This window comes from Paenibacillus sp. FSL L8-0470 (assembly GCF_038008625.1).
GTDB lineage: Bacteria > Bacillota > Bacilli > Paenibacillales > Paenibacillaceae > Paenibacillus_AQ.
In genome coordinates this window covers 6603102-6619265 of the sequence record NZ_JBBOZM010000001.1, presented here as the reverse complement: position 1 = coordinate 6619265, position 16164 = coordinate 6603102, and the positions used below count along the sequence as shown (strand labels likewise).

The window sequence follows — 16164 nt, the reverse complement described above, 5'->3', positions numbered from 1 at the left end:
CACAAGATAAGGAGGTGCAACACATGTCTCGTATTGGTCGCAAACCAATCGCAGTACCTAGCGGTGTAGATGTCACTTTGGACAACGCCGTTATTACAGTAAAAGGTCCTAAGGGCACTTTGACTCGTGAGCTTCATAAAGACATGAAGGTTACAGTTGAAAATAACGAAATCACCGTTGTCCGCCCGTCGGACAACAAATTGCATCGTTCACTTCACGGCACAACCCGCTCCGTTGTCAACAACATGGTGAGTGGTGTGACTGAAGGTTTCTCGAAATCTCTGGAGCTGGTTGGGGTCGGATATCGTGCAAGCAAATCCGGAGATAAAATCGTTCTGAACGTTGGCTACTCCCACCCGGTTGAAATTACACCGGAAGCGGGCATCGAGTTCGAAGTTCCTGCGAACACGAAGATCATCGTTAAAGGTATCGATAAAGAACGCGTTGGCGCTTATGCTGCCAAAATCCGTTCCGTACGTGAACCAGAACCGTATAAAGGTAAAGGTATCAAATATGAAGGCGAGCGTATCATCCGCAAGGAAGGTAAAGCCGGTAAGAAGAAATAATCGGCTTACTCTTCATTGTAAGATACCCCGTGCATCTTAAAGTGAAGCTGTTTACGGCAAACTGAAGGGAGTGAAAGGGAAGTCATGATTACAAAAGAGGATAAAAACAAGGCTCGTCTCAAAAGACACCTGCGTGTTCGTAAAAAAATCCAGGGAACTACTGAGCGTCCACGTTTGAACGTGTTCCGTTCTTCGAAACACATCTACGCTCAATTGATCGATGACGTGACAGGCGTTACAATCGTATCCGCCTCGACACTTGATAAAGATCTGAGCGCTACAATCGGCAATGGCGGCAGCGTTGAAGCTGCAAGCAAAGTAGGTCAACTGATCGCTGAGCGTGCTAAAGCTAAAGGTTATGCAGTGGTTGTATTTGACCGCGGTGGATACTTGTACCATGGACGAATTCAGGCTTTGGCTGATGCAGCTCGCGAAGCTGGTCTTGAATTCTAGAATATTTCTTAAAAGGAGGTTAACGACTTGCGTGTAGATCCGAACAGTTTAGAGCTGACAGAAAGAGTTGTACACATTAACCGTGTAGCAAAAGTTGTAAAAGGCGGACGCCGTTTCAGCTTTAGTGCACTTGTTGTTGTGGGCGATGGCAACGGCTACGTTGGTGCTGGTATCGGTAAAGCCGGCGAAGTTCCGGATGCCATCCGTAAAGGCATTGAAGACGCCAAGAAAAACCTGATTCACATTCCAATCGTAGGAACTTCGATTCCCCATCTGGTTACTGGACATTTCGGCGCAGGACGCGTGCTGCTGAAACCAGCATCAGAAGGTACTGGCGTTATTGCCGGCGGTCCAGTTCGTGCGGTATTGGAATTGGCAGGCGTTGGCGACATCTTGACAAAATCTTTGGGTTCTTCGAATTCCATGAACATGGTCAATGCAACTTTAGAGGGTCTTTCCCGTCTGAAACGCATTGAAGAGGTCGCGAAACTTCGCGGCAAATCTGTCGAAGAATTGCGCGGTTAAGGAGGGGAACGTCAATGGCAAAATTGCAAATTACCCTCGTACGCAGCGTAATTGGACGTCCAGAAACACAACGTGTTACTGTTAAGACGCTCGGCCTGCGTAAGACTAACTCGTCCGTGGTTCACAATGACACTCCTGCAATTCGCGGAATGATCAACAAAGTGAGCCACTTGCTGTCCGTTACAGAAATCGAAGGCTAAACGCCTCGTATAAATTAACAAACATAAGGAGGTGCAAACGATGAAGTTACATGAACTTGCTCCAGCTCCGGGTTCCCGCAAAGAACGCAATCGCGTTGGTCGCGGACCTAGTAGCGGTAACGGAAAAACTTCCGGTCGCGGTCATAAGGGTCAAAACTCCCGTTCCGGCGGTGGTGTTCGTCCCGGCTTCGAGGGTGGACAAAACCCACTCTATCGTCGTCTGCCTAAACGTGGTTTCATCAATCCTACCCGTAAAGAGTATGCGATTGTGAACCTGGAAGATCTGAATAGCTTTGCTGAAGGAACTGAAGTGACTCCACAGTTGCTGATTGAAACTGGTGTTGTCAAGAATTCCAAAAGCGGCATTAAGATTCTCGGTAACGGCGAACTAGCCGTTAAATTGACTGTACAAGCAAATAAGTTCTCTCAATCTGCGGTAGAGAAAATCGAGGCTGCCGGCGGTAAAACCGAGGTGATCTAATGTTCAAGACGCTTAAGAATATATGGCATATTGAAGATTTGCGCAAAAAGATCCTGTTTACCCTGCTCGTTCTGATCATCTACCGACTCGGTTCGTTTGTACCGGTTCCTGGTGTGAACAAAGAAGTACTGGAAACAACAAATCAAAGCGGCGACGCTTTGATGGGTCTTCTGAACACCTTCTCGGGCGGAGCGCTCAAAAACTTCTCGATTTTTGCGATTAGTATTTACCCGTACATTACCGCATCGATCATCGTGCAATTGCTGTCGATGGATGTTATCCCTAAGTTTGCCGAATGGGCTAAACAAGGGGAACACGGGAAAAAGCAGCTAGCGCAAGTGACCCGTTACGGCACAGTAGTGCTCGGTTTGATTCAAGCTTTTGCGACTTCAATCGGATTCAACCGGATCTACAGCACTGAGATGATTCCGAATGCAACCTTTGCGGATTACCTGCTTATCGCGATCATTCTGACTGCAGGTACATCGTTCCTGATGTGGCTGGGTGAGCAGATCACGGAAAAGGGAATAGGAAACGGGATTTCGATCCTGATTTTTGCGGGAATCGTCGCTGCCATACCGGGACATATCACGGCCACGGCTCAGTCCAGCTTTATACAGCCGGATCAGATGTTCCTGAATATTCTTAAAGTCGTTATCGTGTTGATCTTGGTTGCGGCGATTATTGTTGGAGTAATCTTCGTACAGCAAGGGATTCGTAAGATTCCTGTGCAATATGCCAAACGCGTAGTCGGCAACAAGATGTATGGTGGACAGAATACGCATATTCCGCTGAAGATTAACGCAGCAGGCGTTATTCCTGTCATTTTCGCTGTTTCTCTACTGCAATTCCCGGTGGTACTCTCCAGCTTCTGGTCAACACATGAGTGGGCGAAATGGGTTGCTGGCAACCTGAAGTTTAATGAGCCTCTCGGTATGGTTCTGTATGTGCTTATGATTATTGGATTTACGTTCTTCTATACGTTTGTTCAGATGAATCCACAGCAGATGGCCGATAACATGAAGAAGAATGGCGGTTATATCCCGGGCATCCGTCCTGGTAAAGCAACGGAGAAATATCTCACCAAGGTAATGTCCCGTCTGACTATGTCCGGCGCGCTGTTCTTGGCGTTTATATCCGTACTTCCTGTATTCTTCGGGAAGCTCTCCGGTCTACCAGATTCGGTTCAGATTGGTGGTACATCCATCCTGATCGTAATTGGTGTAGCACTGGATACCATGAAGCAGATCGAGAGCCAATTGATCAAACGCCATTACAAAGGCTTCATCAATAAATAGTGGATAGGTTCCGGCGAAGCATGAGATTTACAGACTTCCCGGCACCTATTGTGCTGTTTCTTGCTTGGTGGCGAACTTTTGGGGGGAGAGAGAAATCGTGAACATTCTATTCATGGGCCCTCCTGGGGCAGGCAAGGGGACACAAGCAGCAGTTATCGTTAAAGAGCTTGGCATTCCGCATATTTCGACAGGTGACGCCTTCCGCTTGGCAATCAAGCAGGGTACTCCGGTCGGACTGAAGGCCAAATCTTACACCGAGCAAGGCTTGCTTGTACCTGATGATGTGACTATTGGGATCGTTGAAGAACGGCTTCAGCAGTCCGATTGCGAAAAAGGTTTCTTATTGGATGGCTTTCCAAGAACCCTTTCGCAAGCGGAAGCGCTGGAAGATATCTTAAGCCGCCTCAATATTTCATTGGATCATGTAATCAACTTGAATGTAGACCGTGGACTGCTGATGGCGCGTCTTACGGGACGTAGAATCTGCAGAGTTTGCGGAGCATCCTACCATTTAATTTTCAACCCGCCGAAGCAAGAAGGCATTTGCGACATTGATGGCGGTGAGTTGTATCAACGTCCGGATGACAACGAAGAGAGCGTAGGCAAGCGTCTGGATGAGTATGATAACAAGACAGCACCGCTGCTTGCGTTTTATGAGAATAAAGGTCTTTTGCGTCAGGTAAACGGAGAAAACGAAATCAATGTCGTTACTTCCGAAATCGTATCTTTGTTGCGAGGTTAATGTAATGATCATTTGTAAATCCGAACAGGAACTTGCCTTTATGAGGGAAGCTGGTCGAATTGTTGCCGAGAGTCACCGGTTGATTGCAGAGGCTATCCAGCCTGGTATCACAACCGGAGAGCTCGACAGAATCGCCGATCAATACATTCGCAGTCAAGGTGCTGTGCCGTCTTTCAAAGGTTACAACGGTTTTCCTGCCAGCATTTGCGCTTCAGTCAACGAACAATTGGTGCATGGATTTCCGGGTAAACGCAAATTGATGGAAGGCGATATAATAACGCTTGATATCGGTGCAGAGTACCGCGGTTATCACGGTGATTCCGCTTGGACCTACGGAGTGGGCAGCATTTCTGATGAAGCTCAGCGCTTGCTGGACGTCACGGAAGGCTCCTTGTACGCAGGACTGGCGTTAGTCAAACCGGATGTGCGCTTGTTTACAATCTCCCATGCGATCCAGCAAACTATTGAAGACGCCGGATTCTCCGTCGTACGAGAGTATGTGGGTCACGGCATCGGGGCAAAACTGCATGAAGAACCGCAAATTCCGAACTATGGCATAGCGGACCGCGGACCACGTCTGAAACCGGGTATGGTACTCGCGATTGAGCCGATGGTGAACGTAGGGGACAGATATGTCAGAACGCTGGAAGATAACTGGACGGTCGTTACGGTAGACGGCTCATTGTGTGCTCACTTCGAACATACAGTAGCAGTTACACCGGACGGCATGGAAATTTTCACTAAACTGAATGCGTAGGTGATCTTGATGAATACTCAGAGCAGCCCGCAGATTGGTCAATTGGTGAGAATTCTCAAAGGCAAAGATGCCGGAGAGGCTGCCGTTGTTATCGCAGTTGTGGATAGCAGATTTGTATATATTGCCGATGGGGACAAACGGAAGTTTGATGGGCCGAAGAAGAAGAACATTCAACATCTGGAGCTCATACCCTTTATCAGCAGTGAGGTTGTGAACAGTTTGGAAGAAACCGGCCGGGTTACCAACGGAAAGCTGCGTTTTGCAGTGATGAAGTATGGCGGACCTGCTGGAATAAGTGCAGATGAGAAAGGAGACTAACTGTGGCTAAAGAAGATGTCATTGAAGTCGAAGGTACGGTCATTGAGCCGTTGCCGAATGCAACGTTTAAGGTTGAGCTTGAGAACGGTCATCAAATACTTGCCCATGTGTCCGGGAAATTGCGGATGCACTTTATCCGTATCCTAACCGGAGACAAAGTGGTCGTGCAGTTATCGCCTTACGATTTATCTAAAGGTCGTATAACTTACCGTAAATAGATGGGAACTACAACAAAAGTTTTGCTTCGCAAAACTTTGAGGAGGTAATTAACATGAAGGTAAGACCTTCTGTGAAGCCCATTTGCGAGAAATGCAAAGTCATCCGCCGCAAAGGGACTGTTATGGTAATTTGCGAAAATCCGAAACACAAACAAAAACAAGGTTAAGAAGGGGGTGTAGCGTAAAATGGCTCGTATAGCTGGAGTGGATTTGCCACGTGATAAACGCGTTGAGATCGCCTTGACTTATATTTTCGGAATCGGTAAAACGACTTCCCAGAAAATTCTTAATGAAACAGGCATTGACGTTAACACACGTGTCCGTGATTTGACGGAAGATGAAGTCAGCAAACTGCGTGAAATGATCGACAAGTCAGTTAAGGTTGAAGGTGACCTTCGTCGTGAAATTTCCTTGAATATTAAGCGTCTTACTGAGATCGGCTGTTACCGCGGTGTTCGCCACCGTCGTGGATTGCCTGTTCGCGGTCAACGCACCAAAACGAATGCCCGTACCCGGAAAGGCCCGCGTCGTACGGTAGCAAACAAAAAGAAATAATAAGGGGGGATAAGAGACAATGGCTAAACCGAAAAAAGTCGTACGTACCAAACGTCGCGACCGGAAGAATATCGAGAGCGGCGTGGCACATATTCGTTCCACGTTCAACAACACTATCGTTACGATCACGGATCCTCACGGAAATGCAATTTCCTGGGCTAGCTCCGGCGGTCAAGGATTCAAAGGTTCCCGTAAATCGACTCCATTTGCAGCGCAAATGGCAGCCGAAAGTGCTGCTAAAGCAGCGATGGAACACGGCATGAAGTCCGTTGAAGTTATGGTTAAAGGACCGGGCGCGGGCCGCGAAGCAGCCATCCGTTCCCTTCAAGCCGCAGGGCTTGAAGTAAACCTCATTAAAGACGTAACTCCGGTTCCTCACAATGGATGCCGTCCGCCGAAACGTCGTCGCGTATAGTGAAATCAGAATTGTGATTGTGGTATAATTCTGACGCATCTGCTAATAATAGGTGTTTAGGCATACTACATGATGCACCTGATGGGGTGACAGTTTCATATAGGAGCGACGTTTGAAGGAGGGGTACACTCGTGATAGAAATCGAAAAGCCGAAGATTGAGACCGTAGAAGCCAATGATGAAGGAACCTATGGGAAATTCGTAGTTGAACCGCTGGAACGTGGATATGGCACGACTCTGGGGAACTCGCTTCGCCGGATTCTGCTTTCCTCCCTTCCGGGAGCCGCAGTAACATCGGTCCAAATTGACGGCGTTTTGCATGAGTTCTCGACCGTTCCTGGCGTAATGGAAGATGTGACGGAAATCATTCTGAACCTTAAAGCTCTTTCTCTGAAGATCCATTCAGATGAAGAGAAAGTGTTCGAGATTGATGCTGAGGGTGAAGGCATCGTTACCGCAGGTGATATCCGTGCGGACAGCGATGTTGAGATCCTCAATCCGGATCTTCATATTGCAACGCTGGGACCTGGCGCGAGACTTCACATGCGTATTTTTGCAGGCCGTGGTCGCGGCTATGTCCAAGCAGACCGGAACAAACGCGACGACCAGCCAATCGGTGTTATTCCAGTTGACTCTATCTACACTCCTATTTCCCGCGTGAATTACGGCATTGATAACACTCGTGTCGGTCAAGTGACGAACTATGACAAGTTGACGCTGGAAATTTGGACAGATGGCAGTATCAGACCGGAAGAGGCTGTAAGCCTCGGAGCCAAAATTTTGAACGAGCACCTCGTATTGTTCGTAGGACTTACGGACGAAGCGAAAGACGCCGAAATTATGGTTGAAAAAGAAGAAGACAAAAAAGAAAAAGTACTTGAGATGACAATCGAAGAACTTGATCTTTCTGTCCGTTCCTACAACTGCCTCAAACGTGCCGGTATTAATACCGTACAAGAGCTGACTACGAAAACTGAAGAAGATATGATGAAGGTTCGTAACTTGGGCCGCAAATCTTTGGAAGAAGTTCAAGAGAAGCTAGAGGAACTTGGTTTGGGTCTCCGCACAGAAGAATAGTTAACAGATTGCTTGAGTACTTGAGTGAAGGAGGGAAAACAAATGGCATACCAAAAATTGGGCCGTGATTCCAGTGCGCGTAAAGCATTGTTCCGCGACATGGTTACGGATCTGTTCCTTTACGAGCGCATCCAGACAACGGAAGCCAAAGCGAAGGAAGTTCGTTCCATCGCTGAGAAACTGATCACTAAAGCGAAAAAGGGCGATCTTCATGCTCGTCGTCAAGTAGCTGCATTTGTTCGTCGTGAAACTGTTGACGGTGAACAAGATGCAATCCAAAAACTGTTCTCTGATATTGCTCCTCGTTACACAGAGCGTCCAGGCGGATACACTCGTATCCTGAAGCTGGGACCTCGCCGTGGCGATGCTGCGCCTATGGTTTATCTTGAACTGGTAGACCGCGCGTAGTAACGCAAGTAATGATTTCCGGAATTATCCCTTTCCCCCATGATCCTCGGAGCATGGGTAGGAAAGTATTAACCGTTATTGTGCTGCAGGGGCGCTAAGGCCCTGCTGTACAACTAACCGCGGGAATCACCTTGTATAGAGTAGAAGGAGCTCCCGCCGGGGCTCTTTTTTTTTGAAAACCAAGTATGGACTGACGGGAGAACGGAATGCGCAATCTATTGATGAAAGTCAATTATGACGGGACCCATTATGATGGCTTTCAGACCCAGCCTCAGGGCAATACGATTCAAGACCGGCTGGAACAGGCCATACTCCATCTGACGGGCGAGGCGCTCAAGATAACCGCCTCTGGACGGACAGACGCGGGTGTGCATGCTTATGGACAGCCATTTAACTTCATGACCTCCTCTCAGATCCCGCTTGAACGCTGGTGTCTAGCCCTGAATGCTAGGTTGCCGCAAGATATCGTGGTTACCGAGGCGAGGGAGGTTCCGCTATCGTTCCACTCTCGTAGAGGAGCAAAGCGCAAAACCTATCGGTACACCATTAATGGCAACCGGTTTCCGGATCCGTTTCAGCGGCGCTGGCAGCATCACCACCCGGTGAAACTCGATATACCGGCAATGCAGAAAGGTCTTACACATTTACTGGGTACCCATGACTTCACCTCGTTCGCATCACGGAAGTCCACGAAGACTTCCCATGTCCGAACGATCTTTGAGGCTCATATGGAGATTGACCGCAGTATGTGTCGACCTGACTCTGTAGACCAGGGTGTCATTCACACTTATATTACGGGCAGCGGATTTCTGCAGCATATGGTTCGCATTATTATGGGAACGCTGATTCACGTGGGAGAAGGCAAATACCATGCGGATAAGGTTGCGGATATTCTAGCCGCATGCGATCGGGCAGCAGCAGGGCCAACTGCCGTATCCAAGGGCTTGGCGCTGTGGAGTGTTGAATATGACGAGGATGGAATTTAAGCGAGAGCGTTCTATACTTTTTTTAGAAAAATTATAGTCAATAAGCTTAAAAATCACTTGCACTTGTCATGTTTATGCTGTAATATAAAATTTGTGTTTTCTTGATGGCTATCCCACAGCCCCGATCAAGAAGATGCCGACAAATAAGCTTTTTTTAACTCACATAATTGTAATCCAATGAGAAACAAGATATACGAAACAGATGATTTTCGTACGAGAACAAGGAGGAAACATTCATGCGTACCACCTATATGGCGAAACCAAACGAAGTTGAACGCACTTGGCACATCATTGATGCCGAAGGCAAGACACTTGGTCGTTTGGCCAGCGAAGCCGCTGCATTGATCCGTGGCAAACACAAACCGCAATTCACTCCACATGTTGATACTGGAGATTTCGTAATTGTTATCAACGCTGAGAAGATTCACCTGACAGGTAAGAAAATGCAAAATAAGAAATACTACCGTCACTCGATGCACCCAGGTGGCTTGAAAGTCACTGTTGCAGAAGACCTGATCAAGACTAAACCTGAACGCATGATTGAATTTGCAGTTCACGGTATGATTCCTAAGACTCGTCAAGGGGATCACATGAAGCTGAGATTGAAAGTCTATGCAGGCGCCGAGCATCCACATGCAGCACAAAAACCTGAAGTTTACGAACTTCGCGGATAAGAATAGAGGAGGACAGTTTCATGGCACAAGTACAATACTATGGGACAGGTCGTCGTAAACATTCGGTAGCACGTGTTCGCCTTGTACCGGGTGAAGGACGCATTGTCATTAACAAACGCGAGATGGACGAATATTTCGGTGTGGAAACATTGAAAATGATCGTGAAACAACCTTTGAATCTGACTGAAACACTGGGCAACTACGATGTAATCGTTCTTGCACATGGTGGCGGCATTTCTGGTCAAGCCGGAGCAATCCGTCACGGGATCTCCCGTGCACTTCTGAAAGTAGATCCAGAATACCGCGGTGCCCTTAAGAAAGCCGGCTTCCTGACTCGTGACCCACGTATGAAGGAACGTAAGAAATACGGCCTCAAAGCAGCTCGTCGTGCTCCACAGTTCTCGAAACGTTAATATCTCTTGTTTTTCGAGGATATCAAGCCTCTGGCCTTTATGGCCAGGGGCTTTTATTTTTGCCATAATGACAGCTGTGACCATAGCAATGACTTGTTTTTATCTAACACTAAAGCCATGCAATATGGATCTCCAGAGTTGATCATTATCATGGAACATGTCCGGGGCTTCTGGGATTTGTAAGGCGCAAACATTGTTAAAAGGCCAAGGCGTTTCGATAATTCCATATACAGGTGCATGATTAATAACAAGCAGGTTAAATGTTCCTTTAACCATTCCGTTTAACACATCCAGCAGTTCAGCGGTTTCATGTATTGTGGCTTCGGTGCGAATAAATAATACCTTGTCAGCGTCCATGAGGGTCTGGAGGAATCGCGGGATGCGGCGCTGTAGTTTTTCTTTTAATTCTGGATAGCTGACAAGCTGTTCCGGTGTATTTTCAATCAGTGGAAAATCATGATGAGAAAAAGCATGGTACGCTGCATCCCTAACAATAAAACATTCCGCCTCCCGTAATACTAAGATTAGGAAATTTCATGAAATGGGCGAACCGATTTCGCAATAGATTGCTTGCACCTGCCAAAACGGGGGGTCTCCACCCAATCAATCACCCCACCTACTTTTCGCAATAGAGTGCGGGATAATTGATCTGCAGCGAGGCAGTTATGTCCTAAACTGAATATAACGTCATAGGTACCCTTAATCTCATTCAATATCATACGGATCCCCCCGGATAATTTACTATATAAAATTAATCACAGGAGAAAAGCGTTTGGACGATCATACTTATTTCATTTGAAACAGGCACTTACTCATATCGAGACAAGACATGGCCTCATAATCTATAAAGGGTTAAGTATAGTTGAGGCGGTGTGAGTAATGGTAAAAATATCGGTTTTGTTGCCCGTATACAACTCATCACTTTATATTGAGGAGTCAATTCAGAGTATCCTTCAGCAATCGTATCCTGATTTTGAACTACTGATTATAGATGATGGGTCTGTTGATGGAACCTTGGGAAGAATAAAGGGTATTCATGACAGCCGTATAAAGGTGATTTCTCATGCCGTAAACATCGGGCTTATCAGAACATTGAACGAAGGCCTTTCGTTATGTACGGGTGAATATATTGCCCGAATGGATGGGGATGACATCGCTTTGCCGCATCGTTTCGAACGTCAAGTGGCCTTTATGGATGCGAATCCGCATATAGGGGTTTGCGGTAGCCAAGCAGAATATATCGGCATAGCCGGGACTACAGTTAAACCACTAATTCATGACGAAATAAGGTGTTGGCAGTTTTTTCACTGTACGTTTGTGCATCCTACTGTCATGCTTAGAAAATCCATTCTGGATAATCATGGAGTGAAATATTGGGATTACCCTCATGCGGAGGATTTTGAGCTGTGGAACCGCTTGGGAGAGGTAACCCAATTGATCAATCTGCCTGAAGTGCTGCTAAAGTACAGGGTGCATACTAACCAGATATCTTACGTCCATGAAGCTATGCAAGAACAGATAGCTGAGAGGATCATCAGGCAACAATTTGGGCAAATCGGGCTCAATCCCACCTATGAGGAGTATCAGCTGCATAGGGATTTCTGCCATTTTAGGATTCAGGTTCATGATTTCAATCAATACAACAGAGCATTAGCATGGGCTCATAAAATCTTGGAGGCGAATAATCGAGTCCAAAAATACAACCATGAGGTTTTAAATTCGGTATTATCTCAATGCTTTACCCTCTCTCAATAAGCTTGCTGCGGTTTTCTTTAGACTGGTATTACTCCGGTCGTAAAACACCCGTTAACTACGTGAACAATGCTCTATTAGCGCATTAACGAGTTGGTGGGTTTTAAAGTAGAAGTTGTGGTTTGATAATTCACAGTTCCTGACTATATATTCTCCTTATTACAGCATGTCTCTCGGTTTTTAGGGATATCAAGCCTCGAGCCTTTATGGCCAGGGGCTTTTGGCTTTTTATGCCGCTATAAATACTATAAAATGCATTGACTTCCTCAGAGAAAGTTATATACTATTCCGTATAAGAATAGTTGGAATTGTCGTCATAAGTTCAGCATTATCTTTAAGCTGCATAACTAGGATGGAGGAATACCGTAATGAATCTGCTTGAGAAAGAAGATTTGATTAAAGTTAAGGCCGAGGAACTGGAAAATGCCTCACCTGAAGAGATAATTCGGTGGGCAGTAGAAACTTTCCCTAACATCACCTTTGCCTGCAGTTTCGGAGCTGAAGATGTAGTGCTTGTTGATATGCTGCAGAAGGTTAGTCCGTCAACGGATGTTTTTTATTTGGATACGGATTATCATTTCAAAGAAACCTATGAGACAAGAGATATTATGGCTGATAAATATGGAATGGAGTTCGTGCGTGTGTCGCCGCAGATCTCTACTCAGGAACAAGCACTTCAATACGGTGATGCGCTATGGAGTGTCGATCCTAACCAATGCTGTGCGATCCGCAAAGTAGAGCCGCTTACCCGCATTCTTTCCCAATATGATGCCTGGATTACCGGGATTCGCCGTGATCAGGCGCCGACCCGCGCCAATTCCAAAAAGGTAGAGTACGATTATAAATTCGGACTGGTTAAATTTAATCCGATTGCGCACTGGACGACTGAGGATGTATGGAATTACATCCGCGAGAACGATGTTGTGTATAATCCGCTCCATGACCGCAATTTCCCGAGCATCGGCTGCGAGCAATGCACCCGTGCTGTTATGCCTGGCGAAGATCCGCGTGCCGGAAGATGGTCCGGTTCGGAAAAAACGGAATGTGGACTGCATAAATAAGCAAGGGACGAGAAGCGAGACACAGGAGGAGAAAAATTAGATGACGTCAATACTTCCACATGGAGGAACACTGATTCAGCGTACAGTGGAGGGAGCGCAGAGAGAAGAACTGCTGCAGCAAGCTTCGGACTATAAATCAATCGCAATTAATACATGGACTATCTCTGATCTGGATTTGATTGCCGTGGGAGCCTTCTCACCGCTTACCGGCTTTTTAAATGAAGAAGATTATCATTCTGTCGTGAAAAGCATGAGACTTGCAGATGGCACCGTATGGAGTATTCCCATCACACTTGCTGTCGAAGATGAGGTGGCCTCAGGTCTGGCTGTTGGAGATACCGTGTCTTTGGTCGGTGAAGAAGATGGTGTGATTTATGGTTTGCTGGATGTACAGAGCATTTACAGCGTAGATCAGCAGCTTGAAGCACAGAACGTCTTCAGAACGACAGATCCGGAGCACCCTGGCGTCAGTAAATTGCTGGCCCGTCCGGCAACCTATGTAGGAGGACCTATAACGGTCTTGAATCGTCCGCAGCCGGAGAAGTTCGGGGAGTTCTATTTTGATCCGGTCAAGACGCGGCAAATTTTCGCTGATAAAGGCTGGAGAACGGTTGTTGGCTTTCAGACCCGAAATCCCGTTCACCGTGCACATGAGTACATTCAGAAGTGTGCTATGGAGGTTGTGGACGCTCTGTTCCTCAATCCTCTGGTCGGCGAGACCAAATCCGATGATGTGCCGGCCAATGTGCGGATGAAGAGTTATCTGGCACTGCTTGAGAATTACTACCCGGCAGACCGTACATTCCTTGGAGTATTCCCGGCAGCTATGCGTTACGCGGGTCCAAGAGAAGCGATATTCCATGCCATGGTCCGCAAAAATTACGGCTGCACCCATTTCATCGTGGGCCGTGACCATGCCGGTGTAGGTGACTACTATGGAACTTACGAAGCACAAGAGATTTTTTCCAATTTTACTGCTGAGGAGTTGGGGATTACACCGCTATTTTTTGAGCACAGCTTTTTCTGCATCAAATGCGGAAATATGGCCTCCAGCAAGACCTGCCCTCATCCGGGTGATCAGCATCTGACACTATCCGGTACGAAGGTGCGTGCGCTGCTGCGGGATGGCCAGTGCCCGCCTCCGGAATTTACGCGGCCTGAGGTTGCGCAAATTTTGATTGAGGGAATGTCTCAGGAAGTTAACGCCTAAATACGAAGAGCCAGTACTATTTGGCCCTCTTGTCCCATATAGATGAGTAGAATCTATCGGGACGAGGGGGTCTTTGTTATGTCTGGCCGAAAGCAGCGGAAAGTCTCGGTCTGGATCTCATGGAACAGTATAAAAAAAAGCATGCTGGGCGCAGTGCTGCTTGCTGTGATGATCGGCATCATTGCCTATGATATGCCTACCGCCAAAACGCTGAACTATTGGAGCCTGCCATTGTCCGGTAAGATTATAGCCATCGATGCAGGCCATGGCGGACCTGACGGAGGGGCAGTCAGCCGTGAGGGACTGATTGAGAAGGATATTAACCTCGCGGTCTCACTGTATCTGCGGGATTATTTGCAGCAGGCGGGGGCGATTGTAGTTATGACGCGTGAAGGTGATTATGACCTGGCCCAGGAGGGCACCAAAGGATATTCCAAGCGCAAGACAGAGGATCTGAAGCAAAGGGTAAGGACTATTGAAGAGAAGGGCGCGGACCTCTTTATCAGCGTGCATATGAACAGTGTCCCTTCCGGCCGCTGGAGCGGAGCGCAAACCTTCTATTATCCCAACAACGAAGGGAATAAAGCGTTAGCGGGCTTTGTACAGGATGAACTCAGGGCTACGCTGGAGAATACCGATCGTGTAGCTAAAACTGTGAATACAGTGTTTCTGTTAAAAGCATTGAAAATGCCGGCTGTACTTGTGGAGGTAGGTTTTCTGTCACATCCGCAGGAGTCGGCTTTGCTTGGAGATGATGTCTATCAGCGGAAGGTGGCAACGAGCATTTACCGCGGGATTATGCGGTATGCTTCAGAGCAGCAGTGAGGAGGGACTACTCATCCGCAGAGGGGGAATGCTATAATAGACAAAAATACCGGAACCTTACCCGTCCGGAAGGAACAGAGGTGCTTTCCATGCTGACCAGGGAACAAATTCAGGAACTATTGCAGTCGCTTACAGACCCGGAATCCGGAAAAAGCCTTGTGGAGCTGCAGTTGATTCGCGATATTATGATTAAGGAAGACCGCATATCCTTATCGCTTGTATGTCTGGACCAAGATGAGAAGAGCCGTATGGAGTTGGAGCAGCAGGTGCGTGATCTGCTTACAGCGGGCGGAGCCGGCAATGTACATATCCGGCTGCGTGATGCCACCGACTATGAGCGCTCTATCTTGCGCGGAGAGAGCGTGGACGATAAGCCGGAAGATCATCAAGGGGACAAGCTTAAAGGGCATGCAGCCGGTCTTGAGGGCCATGAGCTGATTGGTGAGAACTCCGGCGTGAACTTCATCGCTATCGCCAGCGGTAAGGGCGGGGTCGGCAAATCAACCGTGACGGTAAATCTGGCAGTGGCACTCGCCCGAAAAGGGAAGAAGGTCGGATTGATTGATGCTGATATCTATGGCTTTAGTATTCCGGACATGATGGGGATTGAAGAGGGGCCGATTGTCGAAGAAGGCACAATTATACCTGTAGAACGTTTCGGAGTGAAGGTCATGTCCATGGGCTTTTTCATCCGTGAGAATAGTCCTGTCATCTGGAGAGGACCCATGCTTGGCAAGATGCTCCGCCAGTTCTTCAGCGACGTAGGTTGGGGAGAGCTTGACTACATGCTGCTTGACTTGCCTCCAGGTACGGGTGATGTGGCGCTGGATGTGCATCAGATGCTGCCGCACAGCAAGGAAATTATCGTAACTACGCCCCATGCAACAGCAGCCTTTGTAGCGGCCAGAGCAGGATCAATGGCTTTGCAGACAGAGCATGAGATTCTTGGGGTCATTGAGAATATGGCCTACTATGAATGCTCGGAATGCGGCAAAAAGGACTATATTTTCGGCCGCGGCGGCGGGGCGAGACTAGCAGAGACACTGCATACGGAGCTGCTGGCCCAGATTCCGCTTGGCGCACCGGATAATCATATCTCCGAACCGGATTTCTCACCGTCTGTATATAAACCCGAAACAGCCACCGCACAGCTGTTTGCGGAGATTGCCGATAAATTGATTGCGAAGTATGAGAAGTAATTCAAATTGGCATTAAAAAGAGGCCGTCCCAA

At 47.5% G+C, this 16164-nt stretch carries 24 protein-coding genes; 23 read left to right on the top strand and 1 reads right to left on the bottom strand.

The window, feature by feature from the left end; genetic code table 11:
- Window positions 1–23: 23 nt before the first annotated feature.
- From rplF to rpsI, 18 genes are all read left to right on the top strand, one after another.
- Complete coding sequence (rplF, locus tag NST99_RS30225) at window positions 24–566, top strand: 50S ribosomal protein L6 (protein ID WP_038597058.1); 543 nt, start codon at window positions 24–26, stop codon at window positions 564–566.
- Window positions 567–650: 84 nt separating this feature from the next.
- Window positions 651–1019 carry a 50S ribosomal protein L18 gene (gene rplR, locus NST99_RS30220; protein ID WP_038597055.1) on the top strand — a complete coding sequence of 123 codons (369 nt, stop codon included), beginning with the start codon at window positions 651–653 and terminating at the stop codon, window positions 1017–1019.
- 27 nt (window positions 1020–1046) lie between these two features.
- On the top strand, window positions 1047–1544 hold the full coding sequence (gene rpsE, locus NST99_RS30215) for a 30S ribosomal protein S5 (protein WP_036652980.1): 498 nt from the start codon (window positions 1047–1049) through the stop codon (window positions 1542–1544).
- Window positions 1545–1558: 14 nt separating this feature from the next.
- Entirely contained in the window at window positions 1559–1744 is a 186-nt protein-coding gene (gene rpmD / locus NST99_RS30210; RefSeq protein WP_019908243.1) for a 50S ribosomal protein L30, read from the top strand.
- A gap of 40 nt (window positions 1745–1784) precedes the next feature.
- Window positions 1785–2225, top strand: coding sequence for a 50S ribosomal protein L15 (gene rplO, locus NST99_RS30205; protein WP_020427058.1), 441 nt, complete (start codon window positions 1785–1787; stop codon window positions 2223–2225).
- Window positions 2225–3523: a preprotein translocase subunit SecY gene (secY, locus tag NST99_RS30200; RefSeq protein ID WP_341096602.1), complete on the top strand. Its 1299-nt coding sequence runs from the start codon at window positions 2225–2227 to the stop codon at window positions 3521–3523. The genes rplO and secY overlap by 1 nt, the downstream gene beginning before the upstream one ends.
- Window positions 3524–3620: 97 nt before the next feature.
- Window positions 3621–4265: an adenylate kinase gene (locus tag NST99_RS30195; protein ID WP_038597049.1), complete on the top strand. Its 645-nt coding sequence runs from the start codon at window positions 3621–3623 to the stop codon at window positions 4263–4265.
- Between the two features lie 4 nt (window positions 4266–4269).
- The gene (gene map / locus NST99_RS30190; RefSeq protein WP_341096601.1) at window positions 4270–5022 is read left to right on the top strand and encodes a type I methionyl aminopeptidase; all 753 of its coding nucleotides are present in this window, start codon (window positions 4270–4272) and stop codon (window positions 5020–5022) included.
- A 9-nt stretch (window positions 5023–5031) separates the two neighbouring features.
- Complete coding sequence (locus NST99_RS30185) at window positions 5032–5340, top strand: KOW domain-containing RNA-binding protein (RefSeq protein ID WP_038597045.1); 309 nt, start codon at window positions 5032–5034, stop codon at window positions 5338–5340.
- A gap of 2 nt (window positions 5341–5342) precedes the next feature.
- Entirely contained in the window at window positions 5343–5558 is a 216-nt protein-coding gene (gene infA, locus NST99_RS30180; protein WP_018753971.1) for a translation initiation factor IF-1, read from the top strand.
- A 53-nt stretch (window positions 5559–5611) separates the two neighbouring features.
- Window positions 5612–5725: a 50S ribosomal protein L36 gene (gene rpmJ / locus NST99_RS30175; protein ID WP_003322638.1), complete on the top strand. Its 114-nt coding sequence runs from the start codon at window positions 5612–5614 to the stop codon at window positions 5723–5725.
- Window positions 5726–5744: 19 nt separating this feature from the next.
- On the top strand, window positions 5745–6113 hold the full coding sequence (gene rpsM / locus NST99_RS30170; RefSeq protein WP_020427053.1) for a 30S ribosomal protein S13: 369 nt from the start codon (window positions 5745–5747) through the stop codon (window positions 6111–6113).
- A gap of 19 nt (window positions 6114–6132) precedes the next feature.
- Entirely contained in the window at window positions 6133–6528 is a 396-nt protein-coding gene (gene rpsK / locus NST99_RS30165) for a 30S ribosomal protein S11 (protein ID WP_019908251.1), read from the top strand.
- 131 nt (window positions 6529–6659) lie between these two features.
- Window positions 6660–7604, top strand: coding sequence for a DNA-directed RNA polymerase subunit alpha (locus NST99_RS30160; protein ID WP_036680585.1), 945 nt, complete (start codon window positions 6660–6662; stop codon window positions 7602–7604).
- A gap of 42 nt (window positions 7605–7646) precedes the next feature.
- Window positions 7647–8012, top strand: coding sequence for a 50S ribosomal protein L17 (gene rplQ, locus NST99_RS30155; RefSeq protein WP_019908254.1), 366 nt, complete (start codon window positions 7647–7649; stop codon window positions 8010–8012).
- Window positions 8013–8218: 206 nt separating this feature from the next.
- On the top strand, window positions 8219–8998 hold the full coding sequence (gene truA / locus NST99_RS30150; RefSeq protein ID WP_076112950.1) for a tRNA pseudouridine(38-40) synthase TruA: 780 nt from the start codon (window positions 8219–8221) through the stop codon (window positions 8996–8998).
- A 236-nt stretch (window positions 8999–9234) separates the two neighbouring features.
- Window positions 9235–9672 carry a 50S ribosomal protein L13 gene (gene rplM / locus NST99_RS30145; RefSeq protein WP_038597038.1) on the top strand — a complete coding sequence of 146 codons (438 nt, stop codon included), beginning with the start codon at window positions 9235–9237 and terminating at the stop codon, window positions 9670–9672.
- 20 nt (window positions 9673–9692) lie between these two features.
- On the top strand, window positions 9693–10085 hold the full coding sequence (gene rpsI / locus NST99_RS30140; protein WP_025706574.1) for a 30S ribosomal protein S9: 393 nt from the start codon (window positions 9693–9695) through the stop codon (window positions 10083–10085).
- Window positions 10086–10184: 99 nt separating this feature from the next.
- Here the strand turns inward: rpsI and NST99_RS30135 are convergent, their stop codons facing one another.
- A complete protein-coding gene (locus NST99_RS30135; RefSeq protein WP_341097795.1) occupies window positions 10185–10580 on the bottom strand; it encodes a DUF1796 family putative cysteine peptidase in 396 nt (131 codons plus the stop codon).
- Window positions 10581–10964: 384 nt separating this feature from the next.
- Between NST99_RS30135 and NST99_RS30130 the strand changes: the two genes are divergently transcribed.
- The 5 genes from NST99_RS30130 to NST99_RS30110 all read left to right on the top strand — a co-directional run bounded on the left by NST99_RS30130 (window position 10965) and on the right by NST99_RS30110 (window position 16132).
- The gene (locus NST99_RS30130) at window positions 10965–11840 is read left to right on the top strand and encodes a glycosyltransferase (protein ID WP_341096598.1); all 876 of its coding nucleotides are present in this window, start codon (window positions 10965–10967) and stop codon (window positions 11838–11840) included.
- Window positions 11841–12205: 365 nt separating this feature from the next.
- Window positions 12206–12898 carry a phosphoadenylyl-sulfate reductase gene (locus tag NST99_RS30125; RefSeq protein ID WP_076112931.1) on the top strand — a complete coding sequence of 231 codons (693 nt, stop codon included), beginning with the start codon at window positions 12206–12208 and terminating at the stop codon, window positions 12896–12898.
- A gap of 40 nt (window positions 12899–12938) precedes the next feature.
- Window positions 12939–14108, top strand: a complete 1170-nt coding sequence (gene sat, locus NST99_RS30120; protein WP_341096596.1) for a sulfate adenylyltransferase — start codon at window positions 12939–12941, stop codon at window positions 14106–14108.
- Between the two features lie 78 nt (window positions 14109–14186).
- Entirely contained in the window at window positions 14187–14933 is a 747-nt protein-coding gene (cwlD, locus tag NST99_RS30115) for an N-acetylmuramoyl-L-alanine amidase CwlD (protein ID WP_341096595.1), read from the top strand.
- An 89-nt stretch (window positions 14934–15022) separates the two neighbouring features.
- Window positions 15023–16132 (top strand): Mrp/NBP35 family ATP-binding protein, encoded by a 1110-nt coding sequence (locus NST99_RS30110; RefSeq protein WP_341096593.1) that lies wholly within the window; start codon window positions 15023–15025, stop codon window positions 16130–16132.
- Window positions 16133–16164: the final 32 nt, after the last annotated feature.